Here is a 13,864-nt window from a genome sequence, read left to right on the forward strand (position 1 = left end):
CGCCCGGTTACATTCCGAACCCGGAAGCTAAGCCTCACAGCGCCGATGGTACTGCAGGGGGGACCCTGTGGGAGAGTAGGACGCCGCCGAACAATCATTCGAGAGAAGCCCCCGCCGGGTGAACCGGGCGGGGGCTTCTCTGTTGTAAGGTCAACGTGCATTGTCGTCACACGTACAGGAGGCCCCCGGGTGGAGGTCCAGGAGACGCGGGTCCAGACCGATCGCGTCCTCACCATCCCCAACCTGCTGAGCATGGGCCGGCTGGTCGGCGTTCCGCTCTTTCTCTGGCTCATTCTGTGGCCGGTGTTCGACGGGCCCAACAATGACGGCTGGGCGCTGCTGATCCTGGCGCTGAGCGGTGTCAGCGACTACCTGGACGGAAAGCTCGCCAGGCGGTGGGGGCAGATCAGCCGGGTGGGCCAGGTGCTGGATCCGCTGGCCGACCGGCTCTATGTGCTGTCCACGCTGGTGGGATTGACCTGGCGTGAGATCCTGCCGTGGTGGCTGACGGCGATTCTGCTGGCCCGCGAGATGTTTATCGCCGCGCTGCTGCCCATTCTGAACAGGCACGGTTACGGGCCGCTGCAGGTGAGTTTCCTGGGGAAGGCCGCGACCTTCAACCTGATGTACGCGTTCCCGCTTCTGCTGCTCGGCAGCGTGGACAGTTGGATCGCGCGGCCGGCCGAGGTGGTGAGCTGGGCCTTCATCTGGTGGGGGACCGTGCTGTACTGGTGGGCCGCCATTCTTTACGCGGTTCAGGCGCGGCAGATCGTCAAGGGGAGCGCGGCGGGCTCGGCGTCCGCAGTCTGAGACGTGATCTGAGAGAAGCCCCACGCTCCATCGGTGCGTCGGACGATACCTTCCGGGTAGAGAACCCTCTGGAACGGTTTGATGGACCTGCTGGTCCACCACCGCGAAGGAGGACGCACCCGTAATGAAAGCCGTTGTAATGGCAGGGGGCGAGGGCACTCGACTCCGCCCGATGACCTCCAGCATGCCGAAGCCGCTGCTTCCGGTCGCCAATCGGCCGATCATGGAGCACGTGCTTCGGCTGCTGAAGCGGCACGGCCTCTCCGACACCGTCGTCACGGTCCAGTTCCTGGCGTCACTGGTCAAGAACTACTTCGGTGACGGCGAAGAGCTGGGCATGCATCTGACCTATGCCCACGAGGAGACACCTCTGGGCACAGCGGGGAGTGTCAAGAACGCCGAGGACGCGCTCAAGGACGACTCCTTTCTGGTGATCTCCGGTGACGCGCTGACCGACTTCAATCTCTCCGAATTGATCGACTTTCATCGCAGTAAGAACGCTCTGGTCACCGTCTGTCTCACCAGGGTGCCGAATCCACTGGAGTTCGGTATCACGATCACGGACGACGAGGGCAGGGTCGAGCGATTCCTGGAGAAGCCGACCTGGGGGCAGGTCTTCTCCGACACCGTGAACACCGGTATCTACGTGATGGAGCCCGAGGTCTTCGACTACGTCGCGGCGGGTGAGTCCGTCGACTGGTCGAGCGACGTCTTCCCGCAGCTGTTGAAGGAGGGCAAGCGGGTCTACGGGTACGTCGCCGAGGGCTACTGGGAGGACGTGGGCACCCACGAGAGCTACGGCAAGGCCCAGGCGGACGTCCTGGAGGGCAAGGTCGAGGTCGAGCTGGACGGGTTCGAGATCTCGCCCGGCGTCTGGGTCGCCGAGGGGGCCGAGGTGGACCCCGAGGCGGTGCTCCGCGGGCCGCTGTACATCGGGGACTACGCCAAGGTCGAGGCCGGCGTCGAGATCCGTGAGCACACCGTGCTGGGCAGCAACGTCGTCGTCAAGCGCGGCGCGTTCCTGCACAAGGCGGTGGTGCACGACAACGTGTACATCGGTCCGCAGAGCAATCTGCGGGGCTGCGTGGTCGGCAAGAACACCGATGTGATGCGGGCCGCGCGGATCGAGGACGGCGCGGTGATCGGGGACGAGTGCCTGGTCGGCGAGGAGTCGATCATCGGCGCGAACGTCCGGGTGTACCCGTTCAAGACCATCGAGGCCGGTGCGGTCGTCAACACCTCGGTGATCTGGGAGTCGCGCGGGCAGGAGCACCTCTTCGGGCTCCGTGGCGTCTCGGGGATCCTGAACGTCGAGATCACCCCGGAGCTCGCCGTCCGGCTGGCCGGTGCCTACGCGACGACCCTGAAGAAGGGGGCCACCGTCACCATTGCGCGTGACCACTCGCGTGGTGCGCGTGCACTCAAACGGGCGATGATCTCGGCGCTGCAGACCTCCGCGATCGACGTCCGCGACCTGGAGAACGTGCCGATGCCGGTGGCCCGGCAGCACACGGCGCGGGGGAGTGCGGGCGGGATCTTCCTGCGGACCACGCCGGGGGTGCCCGACTCGCTGGACATCCTCTTCTTCGACGAGCGCGGCGCGGACCTGTCGCAGGCCGGGCAGCGCAAGCTCGACCGCGTCTACGCGCGCCAGGAGTACCGGCGGGCGTTCCCCGGCGAGATTGGGGACCTGACCTTCCCGTCGAGCGTCTTCGACTCCTACGCGGGCAACCTGCTGCGGACGGTGGACACCACCGGGGTCCGGGAGGCCGGGCTGAAGGTGGTCGTGGACACCGCGCACGGCAGCGCGGGGCTGGTTCTGCCGAGCATCCTCGGCCGGCTCGGGGTGGAGGCGCTCACCGTCTCCAGCGGTCTCGACGAGGCGCGACCGACCGAGGACGCGGAGGAGCGGCGGGCCGGGCTGACCAGGCTCGGCGAGCTGGTGGCCTCCTCGCGGGCGGCGTTCGGTGTCCGCTTCGACCCGGTCGGCGAGCGCGTCGCGTTCGTGGACGAGCTGGGCCGGGTGATCGACGACGACCGGGCGCTGCTGGTGCTGCTGGACCTGGTGGCGGCCGAGCGGCGCAGCGGGCAGGTGGCGCTGCCGGTGACCACGACCCGGATCGCCGAGCAGGTCGCCGCGTACCACGGCACCCAGGTGATCTGGACCACGACGACGCCGGACGACCTCGCGAAGGCGGCCTCCGCCGAGGGCACGGTGTTCGGCGGGGACGGGCGCGGCGGCTTCGTGGTGCCCGAGTTCAGCGGCGTGCTGGACGGGGCCGCGGCCTTCGTCCGGCTGGTCGGTCTGGTGGCGCGGACCCAGCTCACGCTGAGCCAGATCGACGCGCGGATCCCGCAGGCGCACATCCGGCGCCGGGACATCGCGACTCCGTGGGCGGCCAAGGGCATGGTCATGCGCTCGGTGGTGGAGGCGGCCGGCAGCCGGCGGCTGGACACCACCGACGGCGTCCGGGTGGTCGAGGCCGACGGGCGGTGGACGCTGGTGCTGCCCGATCCCGCGGAGGCGGTCACCCACCTGTGGGCGGAGGGTCCGGACGACGAGGCGACCGAGGCGCTGCTGGACGAGTGGGCGGCGGTGGTCGACGGCGCCGGGCGGTGACGGCCCGGGGCTGAGGACGGAACTCCCCCGATCGGCGGGGCGCGCGGCATGGTTCGTGCGCCCCGCTGTCCGTTTTCACGCTATTCGGAATGATCCGTCGCTTCCGTCATGTGTGCAGCGTGTGTGCAGCTCAGGGGCCGTGTACGGGCCCCCTCGCCGTCATGGGACGATGGTCCCCATGCCAGCAACGCCGACGCCGAGTGCCCCGAACGGACGGTACAACCGCCCGGACGCCTCGATGTCCTTGCTGACCAATGTGATGGACCACAGCCTGGACGAGGGCTACGCCGAGGCGGCCGCGGCCCGCGGCGGTGCCCGCGACAGCCGGATACCCGGCACGCTCCAGGGGCTGCTCACTCTGGGCGCCGGGCTGGCGCTGGTCGGAGCGGTGGTGACGGTGGGCGCGGTGAACGCGCACAAGGCCGAGCCGACGCTGGCCAAGGAGCGGGACGCGCTGATCCATCGGATCAACGACAGCAACACCTCGGCCGACCGGCTGCAGAAGCAGGTGCAGGAGCTGCGCCGCAAGGTCGACAGCACGCAGCAGCAGGCGCTCGCCTCGGGGGACGGAGACGCGGGTGGGCTGGTCGGCAGCGTCGGTCTGGGGGAGGTCACCGGGCCGGGGATGAAGCTGGTCCTGGAGGACGCCGCGGGGACGGGCCTGGGCGGCAACGTCGACCCGCGGGCGGGGCAGGGCTTCTCCAACAGCGGCCGCCTGCGGGACCGCGACCTGCAACTCGTGGTGAACGGTCTGTGGGGATCCGGGGCGGAGGCCGTCGCGATCAACGGCCAGCGGCTGACGGCGCTCTCCGCGATCCGGGCCGCGGGCGAGGCGGTGCTGGTGGACAACCGGCCGCTGGTGCCGCCCTACAACATCCTGGCGATCGGGGACGGGCCGAAGCTCCTGACCGCCTTCGAGAACGACATGGCCGGGCAGTACCTGCGGCTGCTCCAGGAGAAGTACGGCATCAAGTCGACGCTCTCCACGCAGAAGAGCCTGACACTGCCGGCGGCGGTGGGCGTCACGCTGCGGACCGCGCAGCAGGCGACGCCTGAGCCCTCGCCGACGGTGCCCGCGTCGGCCGTACCGGTACCGGGCGGAACGCCCTCGACCGGCCCCGGAACCTCGGAGAGCCCGAGCGCGTCCGTCTCACCGTCGCCCTCACCCTCGGCCTCACCGAGCGCCTCACCATCTGCCACCGGCGGTGGCCCGACCACCAAGCGGCGTCCGTCGACCGGATCCGCCAAGACCCCGACAGGGACAGGAGCAGCCAGACCGTGATTGCCGTACTGGGTCTTGTGATCGGGGTGGTCGTCGGCCTCTTCGTCCAACCCGAGGTGCCGGACGCCGTCGTGCCCTACCTGCCGATCGCGGTGGTCGCGGCGCTGGACGCGGTGTTCGGCGGTGTCCGGGCGATGCTCGACGGGATCTTCAACGACAAGGTGTTCATCGTCTCGTTCCTGTCGAACGTGGTGGTCGCGGCGCTGATCGTGTTCCTCGGTGACCAGCTGGGCGTCGGCTCGCAGCTGTCCACGGGTGTGGTCGTCGTCCTCGGCATCCGCATCTTCTCCAACGCGGCTGCGATCCGGCGCCATGTCTTCCGTGCCTGAGTCGGGCCGCGTGGAGGCGGCGGAGAAGCGGGAGCCGGAGCGGGAGGCGACGGTGGCCGAGCGGACCGCGGAGCGGACCGTCGCGGAGCCGGCCGGGAAGGCGGGTGGGACGACGGCTGAGGAGACGGTCGAGGAGGCCGTCGAGAAGGCTGTTGAGGTGCCCGAGCCGGTGGCGGACGGGGAGTCCGGGACCGATGGGGCCGCGGACGCCGACGAGGCTGCGGAGGAGGCCGCAACGGCCGCCGCTGCGGAGCCCGAGGCGGACGTGCAGGAGCCGGAGCCCGAGCCAGAGTCGGAGCCTAAGGTCGAGCTCGAGTCGGAGCCTGTGGTCGAGTCGGCGCCGGAACGGACGCTCCGGCTGGTGAAGGCGGTCCGGCCGAAGCCCGAGCCTGAGTCGGCGGTGCGGTCCGAGTCGGAACCGGAGCCCGAGCCGGAGCCCGCCGCGGAGGAGGCCGTCGAGCAGCCGGCAGCCGTGGACCGCAGTGCCGGACGGCGGCGGCTGAAGGCGGCGCTGTGGCCGCCGCGGCTGTCGCGCGGTCAGCTGGTGGTGGCGCTACTCCTGTTCTCGCTCGGTCTGGCGCTGGCGATCCAGGTGCGGTCGACCAACGACCACCACAGCCAGCTGCGCGGGGCCCGGCAGGAGGACCTGGTCCGGATCCTCGACGAACTGGACAGCCGTCAGCAGCGTCTGCAGCAGGAGAAGGCGGAGCTGGAGCAGTCCCTGGCGAAGTTGGAGAACAGCTCCAACCAGGCCAAGGAGGCCCAGGAGCAGACCAGGAAGAAGGTGACGGAACTCGGTGTGCTCGCCGGTACCGTCAAGGCCACTGGTCCGGGCATCGTACTCACGGTCGATGATCCCCAAGGGCAGGTGAAGGCAGATATGCTGCTGGACACCCTGCAGGAACTTCGAGCGGCGGGGGCGGAGGCGATTCAGATCAACGATGTGCGCGTGGTGGTCAACACCTACTTCACCGACCTGGCGGGCGGTGGGGTGCAGATCGACGGGAAGAAGGTCTCGCAGCCCTATCGGTTCACCGTCGTGGGGAACCCGCAGGATCTGACGCCCGCGCTGAACATCCCGGGTGGTGTCGTCCGCACGTTGGAGAGCCACCAGGCGCGGGCGACGATCACCCAGCAGCAGAAGGTGGTCGTCGACGCCCTCGTGGACCTGAAGACGCCGCAGTACGCCAAGCCGGCGTCGAAGTGACGAGGCGCCCGACGAACGGCCCGTCACGGGCCGGCGGCACCCGGTGCGGGCCGCCGCCGTCACGTGGGCGAGACTGGTTCGCACCAGTACGCTCCGGAGCAACAACCGCAGCACCAACTGTCGGAGTACCACTCCAGCGGGCCCGAGCCGCAGCCGGGCTCGCCGCCTGTCCGAGGTTCTCACCCTGCCCCGCGGGCGGGTCTGTCACACGCAAGGGGATTCGCCCGTGAGTTTCTTCTCGAAGTTGTTCGGTCGCAACAAGGACCGTGACGAGGCCGCCGTCGAGGCGCCGACCGCACGTCACCGCCGGCCCGAGGACGAGCCCGCCGTGCCGGGCATGCGACCCGCCCCCGAGGCTGCGCCGTACGGGGGTCAGCAGATGTTCCGGGACGGCGGCGCCGCCCAGTACGCGGGGAATCAGGCGGGCTACGGCGCGTCGGTTGACCCCTCCGGCGACCCGCGCATAGGTTTCCCGTCAGCACCCTCAACCTCTGGTGGAGGGTTTGCCCCGGACCCGTACGCCGGGCACAACCCGTCGGGTGTGCCGCGCCAGGAGGCTGTGAACATGGCTGGCCCCTCTCCGTGCCCCAGGTGCGGCAACCAGAACCCGGCCTCGGCCCGGTTCTGTTCCAACTGCGGTACGGCGCTGCGCGGCGGTCTGCTGCCGGAGGGGGCGGCGGAGACCACGTCGACCATCTCCATCTCCGGCCTGGAGTCGTACGACCCCAACACCACGACCGGCACCGGTGCCACGCCGGCCCTGTCGGCCGAGGTGCTGTCCGCCATCGACGCGCTGCCGCCGGGCTCGGCCCTGCTGATCGTGCAGCGCGGCCCGAACTCGGGCAGCCGCTTCCTGCTCGACTCGGACGTCACCACGGCGGGGCGTCACCCGCAGGGTGACATCTTCCTGGACGACGTCACGGTCTCGCGCCGCCACGTGGAGTTCCGCCGCACCCCGGCCGGCTTCAGCGTCGCGGACGTGGGCAGCCTCAACGGCACCTACGTGAACCGGGAGCGGATCGACGAGGTGGCGCTGAACAACGGCGACGAGGTCCAGATCGGGAAGTACCGGCTGGTGTTCTTCGCCGGCCACAACCGGGGGTACTGAAACCAACGTCGGCAGGAGCCCGAGTGAATACGAATACCCCTTCCTCTTCTCTCGGGGCGGCCACCCCAGACTCGTCCGGTCCGCAGGCGGACCGCGGCGGGCGCGGGGTGGTCGCGGGACCCAGGCAGCCGGTCCGTACGGACCGGCCCGCCGGGCGGCGGCGTGGCGGTGACGAACTGCTGAGCATCGGCGCGGTGCTGGCCTTCCTGCGCGACGACTTCCCCGAGGTGACCATCTCCAAGATCCGCTTCCTGGAGGCGGAGGGGCTGGTCGAGCCGCAGCGCACGCCCTCGGGGTACCGCAAGTTCAGTCCGGCCGACGTCGAGCGGCTGGCCTACGTGCTGCGGATGCAGCGGGACCACTACCTGCCCCTGCGGGTGATCCGCGAGCACCTGGACGCCATCGAGCGCGGTGAGAGCCCACCCGCGCTGCCCTCCGCGGCCGATGCCCGGCCCGGACCGATGGAGGAGGCGGACCGCGAGCTGGTCGCCGCCGCCGACGTCCCGTCCGGGGTCCGGCTGGGGCGCGCCGAGCTGCTGGCCGCGGCCGGGGCCGGGGAGCGGGAGCTCGCCGAGTGGGAGTCGTACGGGCTGGTCGCGCCGGGCCCGGACGGCGGGTACGACGGCGAGGCGCTGCAGGTGGCCCGGCTGGTCGCGGAGCTCGGCCGGTACGGCCTCGAGCCGCGGCACCTGAGAGCCATGAAGGCTGCGGCGGACCGCGAGATCGCACTGGTGGAACAGGTGGTGGCACCGCTGCGCCGGCACCGCAACCCGCAGACCAGGGCGCACGCCGAGGCCACCGCGCGGGAGCTCGCGACCCTGTCCGTACGACTGCACGCGGCCATGGTCCAGGCCGGCCTGCGAACCCGCGGGTAGCCTCCCGGACGGCCTGCGGACACCGGCTGCACCGCGCTGACCAGCGGCGTCGGCCCTGCGCTTTCATATCCGGGATCGGAGCCATAGGGTTGCCTGTGTGAATGAGCTCGACGTCGTGGGTGTCCGGGTGGAGATGCCTTCCAACCAGCCGATCGTGCTGCTGCGGGAGGTCGGGGGAGATCGCTACCTGCCGATCTGGATCGGCCCCGGCGAGGCGACCGCGATCGCCTTCGCCCAGCAGGGCATGACGCCGGTGCGTCCGCTGACGCACGACCTCTTCAAGGACGTCCTGGAGGCGCTCGGCCAGCAGCTCACCGAGGTGCGGATCACCGATCTGCGGGAGGGCGTGTTCTACGCGGAGCTGGTGTTCGCCGGCGGGGTCGAGGTGAGCGCCCGGCCGTCCGACGCGATAGCGCTGGCGCTGCGCACCGGCACGCCGATCTACGGGAGCGAGGAGGTGCTCGCCGAGGCGGGCATCGCGATTCCGGACGAGCAGGAGGACGAGGTCGAGAAGTTCCGGGAGTTCCTCGACCAGGTGTCGCCCGAGGACTTCGGGGGCGGCGGCCCGCAGTAGCGGGGGCCGGCTCCTCGACCGCCCCTCCTGCCCATTGGCCCGGCGTTTTGCCAAAAATCGCCTGTCTACCCACACTAGGGGCACGAAAAACCACTCTCCTGAGTGATGTGGTTTGTCTGGCCCGGCGTGGCGATCGTTGACGGGTCATAGGGGACTGCCTACCGTCAGGAGTGGCTGTCCGGGTGGCCGATGCCCGCAGTCGGGTTGCCCGCAGCACAAGTGGACGGAGGCAGGCATGAGCAGCACCGGCGATGACGCGGCCGTGGGAGGCCTGTGCGCCGTGCACGTGCCGCGCACCGCTCGCACCGTCACGGACCTGCCCCGGGTGGGCAGGTTCCCGGCCGTGCAGCCGGGACAGCCGGACATCGAGCGGCTCGCCCCGACCTCCGAACTGGTCGGCTTCCGCGGCCCGACGGCCTGCGCGGCCGCCGGCATCACCTACCGCCAGCTGGACTACTGGGCCCGCACCGGGCTGCTGGAGCCCAGCGTCCGGACGGCGTACCCCTCGACCAGTCAGCGGCTCTACAGCTTCCGCGACGTCCTGCTGCTCAAGATCGTGAAGCGGCTGCTCGACGCGGGTGTCTCACTGCAGAACATCCGGGTGGCTGTCGCCCATCTGCAGGCCGCCGAGCAGGCCGACCTGGCCGGGATGACGCTGATGTGTGACGGCGCGACGGTGTACGAGTGCACCACGCCGCAGCAGGTGGTGGACCTGCTGAAGGGCGGTCAGGGGGTGTTCGGCATCGCGGTGGGAGCGGTCTGGCAGGAGCTGGAGCTGACCCTCGGGCGGCTGCACGCGGAGCGCACCGACACCGGCGAGACCCTGGTCGGGCAGGACCCGGCCGACGAGCTCGCCCAGCGCCGCAACCGGGCGGTCTGAGCACGGATTCGACGGGGCCGCGGGCCCGGACGGGGAACCGTTCGGGCCCGCGGCCCCGTCGTGTTGCGTGGCGAAACGATCGAGGGAGGGGCACGTGGGGGTCGGCACCGGGATTGCGGGGCTGCTGCGGCGCAGGGCGGGAGTGATGGGGACGCGGCTGCGGCGGCGCCGGACGCAGCGCAGGGTGTTCCAGGCCGGCACGGTGCTCTGCGCGCTGGCCCTGGCACCGAGCGCCTGGGTGTGGCTCTCCGCGGGCGACCGGGTGGGCACGGTGGAGAGCGCGCCGTCCGCGCCGGTCGCGGTGGTCTTCGGCGCCGGGCTGGACCAGGGCAAGCCCTCGCCCTACCTCGAGCACCGGCTGGTCGCGGCGGTGGACCTGTACCGGGAGGGAAAGGTGCAGGCGATCCTGGTGACCGGGGACAACGGGCGGGTCGAGTACGACGAGCCCGACGCGATGTACACGTACCTGACCGGACACGGGGTGCCGGCGGAGCGGGTGGTCCGGGACTACGCGGGCTTCGACACCTGGGACTCCTGCACCCGGGCGCACCGGGTCTTCGGGGTGGACCGGGCGGTGCTGGTCAGCCAGGACTTCCACGTCCGGCGGGCGCTGGCGCTGTGCGAGGCGGCGGGCATCCGGTCGTACGCGGTCGGAGTGTCGGAGCTGCACGACGAGACCTGGCTGTACGGCGGGCTGCGGGAGGTCGCCGGGGCGGGCAAGGCGGCGGTCAACGCCTGGCTGCGGCCGGACCCGGTGTTCCTCGGGCCCAAGGAGGACGGCATCCCGAAGGCGCTGGCGGACGCCGCGAAGAAGTAGCCGACGGCCGCCGGCGGCGGGAGACCGGCCGGGGTTCGTACGCACTGTCGGACCCGTACGCGATGATCGGCTGGTGCGATCACTGCCGAGCATCATCCACCTCGACATGGACGCCTTCTTCGCGGCGGTGGAGCAGGCGGCCAAGCCGAGCCTGCGCGGAAAGCCGGTGATCGTCGGCGGGCTCGGCGGGCGCGGGGTGGTCTCCACGGCCTCGTACGAGGCGCGGAAGTTCGGGGTGCACTCGGCGATGCCGATGGCCCAGGCGCGCCGGCTCTGCCCCAACGCGGCCTTCCTGTCGGGCCGGTTCGAGGCCTACCGGCAGGTCAGCGAGATCGTGATGGGCCTGCTGCGGGAGCTGTCGCCGCTGGTGCAGCCGCTGAGCCTGGACGAGGCCTTCGTGGACCTCGAAGCCGGACCGTACGGCCCGGTGCTGGCGGAGACGGACCATGAGACCGGCGAGCGGCTGGTGCTCGCGCTGGCGGAGGACCTGCGGGCCGACATCCTGCGGCTGACCGGGCTGACCGGCTCGGTGGGGGCAGCCGGGTCCAAGCTGATGGCCAAGATCGCTTCCGAGCAGGCCAAGCCGGACGGCCTGGTGCTGATCGAGCCGGGGCAGGAGCGGGCCGTGCTCGGGCCGATGCCGGTCCGGGCGCTGCCGGGGATCGGGCCGGCCACCGAGCAGGTGCTGCGGCGGGCCGGGCTGACCACGGTGGCCGACCTCGCGGAGGCGGGCGAGGCGGAGCTGGTCCAGCTGCTGGGGCGGGCGCACGGCGCCGGGATCCACCAGATGTCGATAGGGCTGGACGAGCGGCCGGTCGTCGCCGACCAGGACGCCAAGTCCGTCTCGGTGGAGGACACCTACGAGGTGGACCTGGCCGACCGGGAGCGGGTGCTGCGCGAGGTGGAGGCACTGGCCGCGCGGTGCGTGCGGCGACTGCGGGCGGCCGGGCGCTCGGGGCGGACGGTGGTGCTCAAGGTCCGCCGCTTCGACTTCTCGACGCTGACCCGCTCGGAAACGCTCGGCGGGCCCACGGACGACGAGGCAGTGATCACCGCGACCGCCCGCCGGCTGGCCGAGCAGGTGGACATCACCGGCGGGGTCCGGCTGCTCGGCGTGGGCGTCGCCCAACTCGCCGACTACACCCAGGAGGACCTGTTCGCACAGGCCCTGCGGGAGGAGGCGGCGGAGCACACGGAGGAGGCGGCCGAGTCCGAGGAGGCCGCGGAGGAGGCGGAGGCCGTCGCGGTGCGGCGGTGGATGCCCGGACAGGACGTCCGGCACGAGGAGTTCGGGCTGGGCTGGGTGCAGGGCAGCGGCGTCGGGAGGGTCACCGTACGGTTCGAGACGCCGTGGAGCGGACCCGGGCGGGTGCGGACCTTCGCGGTGGACGACCCGGCGCTCGAGCCGACCCGGCCGCTGCCGCTGCGCCGGGGCGAGGACGCGGAGGCGGACGGGGATGCGGACGCCAGCGGCGGGGCGGACGGCGGGACGGATGGCGGGGCCTGAGGCACGAAAACGGCCCCACCCGGTGGGGGAGTACCGGGTGGGGCCGCATCACCGTGCCGGTCCCCGTACGTTCGTGATGCCCTCGCGACGTACGGAGGCCGGGGCCCCGCGCCCTGTCCCTGAGCGCGGGGGCCGGACGCCTCGTCAGGCGTCGGTCTTCACCAGCTTGTCGCTGGAGTCCTGCTGGGCCGAGCCGTCGACGACGGTCAGGGGCACGGCCGGCTTGACGGTGCGGATCAGGAACGGGACGACACCGGCGACGACGCAGACCACGGCCGCGGTCCAGAACGCGTGCTTGAAGGCGTCCAGGGTGGGCAGCGTGAGCGGGATCTGCGGCGGCAGCTTCATGGTGTCGCCGGTCAGGATGGCGGCCATGACGGCGGTGCCGATCGCGCCACCGACGGTGCGCAGCACCGAGTTCATGCCGTTGGCGATGCCGCTCTGCTCGACCGGGACGGCGCCGTTGATGTAGGCCGGCATCGCGGCGAACGCGAGGCCGACGCCGAGGCCGAAGATCGCCGAGGCGGTGTAGATGTCGCCCTCCCGGCTGTGCCGCAGGGCCAGGTAGGCCATCGCGACGGCGCCGAGGGCGCCACCGAGGACCAGCGGCAGGCGCGGGCCGCGGCGGGCGATCAGCAGCGCGCCCAGCGGGGCGGCCACCATCGAGCCGATCGCGGACGGCAGCAGCATGACACCGGCGTGCAGGACGGTGGCGGTGAAGCCGTAGTGGGTCAGCTTGTCCGGGGCCTGGGCGAAGTTGCTGATGACCATGAACGAGCCGTACATGCCGAAGCCGATGAGCAGGCCCGCCAGGTTGGTGAAGGCGACGGCCGGGCGGGACATCATCTTCATGTCCACCAGGGGGTGCGCGACCTTGGTCTCGATGATGCCCCAGACCAGGGCCACGACGGCGGCGACGGCGAACAGGCCGAGGGTCTTGGTGGAGGTCCAGCCCCAGTGGTTGCCCTGGCTGACCGCGACCAGCAGCGCGGAGAGCCAGCCGGCCAGGGTGAGCGCGCCGAGCGGGTCGGCGCCGCCGTCCTTGTCGGTGACCGGGTCGGACGGGACGCGGAAGGCGACCAGGGCGATCGCGATCAGGCCGAAGACCAGGCCCATCCAGAAGATCGACGTGTAGTTCCAGTGCTCCAGCAGGAGACCGGTGGCGACCAGGCCGAGGCCGGAGCCGACGCCCATCGAGGCGCTGATGGCGGCGACGCCGCCGGTCACCTTCTGCTTGGGCAGCTCGTCGCGGACGATGCTGATCGCCAGCGGCATCACGCCACCGCCGGCGCCCTGCAGGACACGGGCGACGACCAGCCAGGTGAAGGAGTGGGTGCTGACCGCCAGCGCCGAACCGGCGACCAGGCCCGCCAGCGAGATCAGCAGCATCGGCTTGCGGCCCCGGAGGTCGCCGAAGCGGCCGAGGAGGGGAGTCAGCACGGCGGCGGAGAGCAGGTTGGCGGTCATCAGCCAGGTGACGCTGGAGGCCGAGACGCTCAGTTCCTTGGCCAGCGAGGGCAGGATCGGGACGACCGCGGTCTGCACAACGCTGAACGACAGCATCGCCAGGATGAGGGCCGGCAGGACCCGGGCGCTGCTCTGCTTCTCGGCCGCGGTGGTGGGCTGGGGTGCCTCACTCACGGTTGCTTCCTCCCGTACATAGTGAATGAACTGAAGTAACCATGCAGGGAGATACTTCAGAGTGTCAAATATCGAGCGGTTAAGCTTTGGCAAAGGGCGGAGTTCGGGCTGGTGGGGGCGCCTGCGGCGGGCTGGGGGAGGGGGCGGCGCCTTGGTGACGGGGAGGGGCTGGGGTATGGCAGGAGAGCGGGCATGGGGAGGGCCCCGGCCTTTG

Annotated in this window: 12 protein-coding genes and 1 rRNA gene; 12 read left to right on the forward strand and 1 reads right to left on the reverse strand. The window is 71.2% G+C overall.

The genetic code is table 11. The features are described 5' to 3' along the window. The 12 genes from rrf to ACZ3TI_RS28890 all read left to right on the forward strand — a co-directional run. Positions 1–92 (forward strand): 5S ribosomal RNA (gene rrf / locus ACZ3TI_RS28835); the annotation flags it as partial. Positions 93–189: 97 nt separating this feature from the next. Next, positions 190–810 (forward strand): CDP-alcohol phosphatidyltransferase family protein, encoded by a 621-nt coding sequence (locus ACZ3TI_RS28840; RefSeq protein ID WP_465731217.1) that lies wholly within the window; start codon positions 190–192, stop codon positions 808–810. A 124-nt stretch (positions 811–934) separates the two neighbouring features. Then, the gene (locus ACZ3TI_RS28845; RefSeq protein ID WP_465731219.1) at positions 935–3,430 is read left to right on the forward strand and encodes a sugar phosphate nucleotidyltransferase; all 2,496 of its coding nucleotides are present in this window, start codon (positions 935–937) and stop codon (positions 3,428–3,430) included. A 178-nt stretch (positions 3,431–3,608) separates the two neighbouring features. Further along, positions 3,609–4,712, forward strand: a complete 1,104-nt coding sequence (locus ACZ3TI_RS28850) for a DUF881 domain-containing protein (RefSeq protein ID WP_465731221.1) — start codon at positions 3,609–3,611, stop codon at positions 4,710–4,712. Further along, positions 4,709–5,041: a small basic family protein gene (locus ACZ3TI_RS28855; protein ID WP_030062488.1), complete on the forward strand. Its 333-nt coding sequence runs from the start codon at positions 4,709–4,711 to the stop codon at positions 5,039–5,041. Before ACZ3TI_RS28850 ends, ACZ3TI_RS28855 begins: the two co-directional genes overlap by 4 nt. Positions 5,042–5,399: 358 nt before the next feature. Beyond that, positions 5,400–6,248: a DUF881 domain-containing protein gene (locus ACZ3TI_RS28860; protein WP_465731459.1), complete on the forward strand. Its 849-nt coding sequence runs from the start codon at positions 5,400–5,402 to the stop codon at positions 6,246–6,248. A 565-nt stretch (positions 6,249–6,813) separates the two neighbouring features. After that, a complete protein-coding gene (locus tag ACZ3TI_RS28865; protein ID WP_465731223.1) occupies positions 6,814–7,356 on the forward strand; it encodes an FHA domain-containing protein in 543 nt (180 codons plus the stop codon). A 179-nt stretch (positions 7,357–7,535) separates the two neighbouring features. Continuing rightward, a complete protein-coding gene (ftsR, locus tag ACZ3TI_RS28870; protein WP_465731461.1) occupies positions 7,536–8,231 on the forward strand; it encodes a transcriptional regulator FtsR in 696 nt (231 codons plus the stop codon). A 97-nt stretch (positions 8,232–8,328) separates the two neighbouring features. Then, complete coding sequence (locus tag ACZ3TI_RS28875) at positions 8,329–8,805, forward strand: bifunctional nuclease family protein (RefSeq protein ID WP_030062493.1); 477 nt, start codon at positions 8,329–8,331, stop codon at positions 8,803–8,805. Between the two features lie 235 nt (positions 8,806–9,040). Continuing rightward, entirely contained in the window at positions 9,041–9,685 is a 645-nt protein-coding gene (locus ACZ3TI_RS28880; RefSeq protein WP_465731225.1) for a MerR family transcriptional regulator, read from the forward strand. Positions 9,686–9,830: 145 nt separating this feature from the next. Then, the gene (locus ACZ3TI_RS28885; protein ID WP_465731463.1) at positions 9,831–10,502 is read left to right on the forward strand and encodes a SanA/YdcF family protein; all 672 of its coding nucleotides are present in this window, start codon (positions 9,831–9,833) and stop codon (positions 10,500–10,502) included. A gap of 73 nt (positions 10,503–10,575) precedes the next feature. Continuing rightward, complete coding sequence (locus tag ACZ3TI_RS28890) at positions 10,576–12,009, forward strand: DNA polymerase IV (RefSeq protein ID WP_465731227.1); 1,434 nt, start codon at positions 10,576–10,578, stop codon at positions 12,007–12,009. 144 nt (positions 12,010–12,153) lie between these two features. On the opposite strand, the gene ACZ3TI_RS28895 is transcribed toward ACZ3TI_RS28890, so the two are convergent. Continuing rightward, entirely contained in the window at positions 12,154–13,650 is a 1,497-nt protein-coding gene (locus tag ACZ3TI_RS28895) for an MFS transporter (protein ID WP_465731229.1), read from the reverse strand. Positions 13,651–13,864: the final 214 nt, after the last annotated feature.

Source organism: Kitasatospora sp. NPDC023120 (assembly GCF_055560835.1).

What these genes read in the sequence shown, in the direction of transcription:
- ACZ3TI_RS28845 (WP_465731219.1), top strand. Translation starts at nt 935, where the DNA reads ATGAAAGCCGTTGTAATGGCAGGGGGCGAGGGCACTCGACTCCGCCCG.
- ACZ3TI_RS28850 (WP_465731221.1), top strand. Translation starts at nt 3,609, where the DNA reads ATGCCAGCAACGCCGACGCCGAGTGCCCCGAACGGACGGTACAACCGC.
- ACZ3TI_RS28865 (WP_465731223.1), top strand. Translation starts at nt 6,814, where the DNA reads ATGGCTGGCCCCTCTCCGTGCCCCAGGTGCGGCAACCAGAACCCGGCC.
- ACZ3TI_RS28880 (WP_465731225.1), top strand. Translation starts at nt 9,041, where the DNA reads ATGAGCAGCACCGGCGATGACGCGGCCGTGGGAGGCCTGTGCGCCGTG.
- ACZ3TI_RS28885 (WP_465731463.1), top strand. Translation starts at nt 9,831, where the DNA reads ATGGGGACGCGGCTGCGGCGGCGCCGGACGCAGCGCAGGGTGTTCCAG.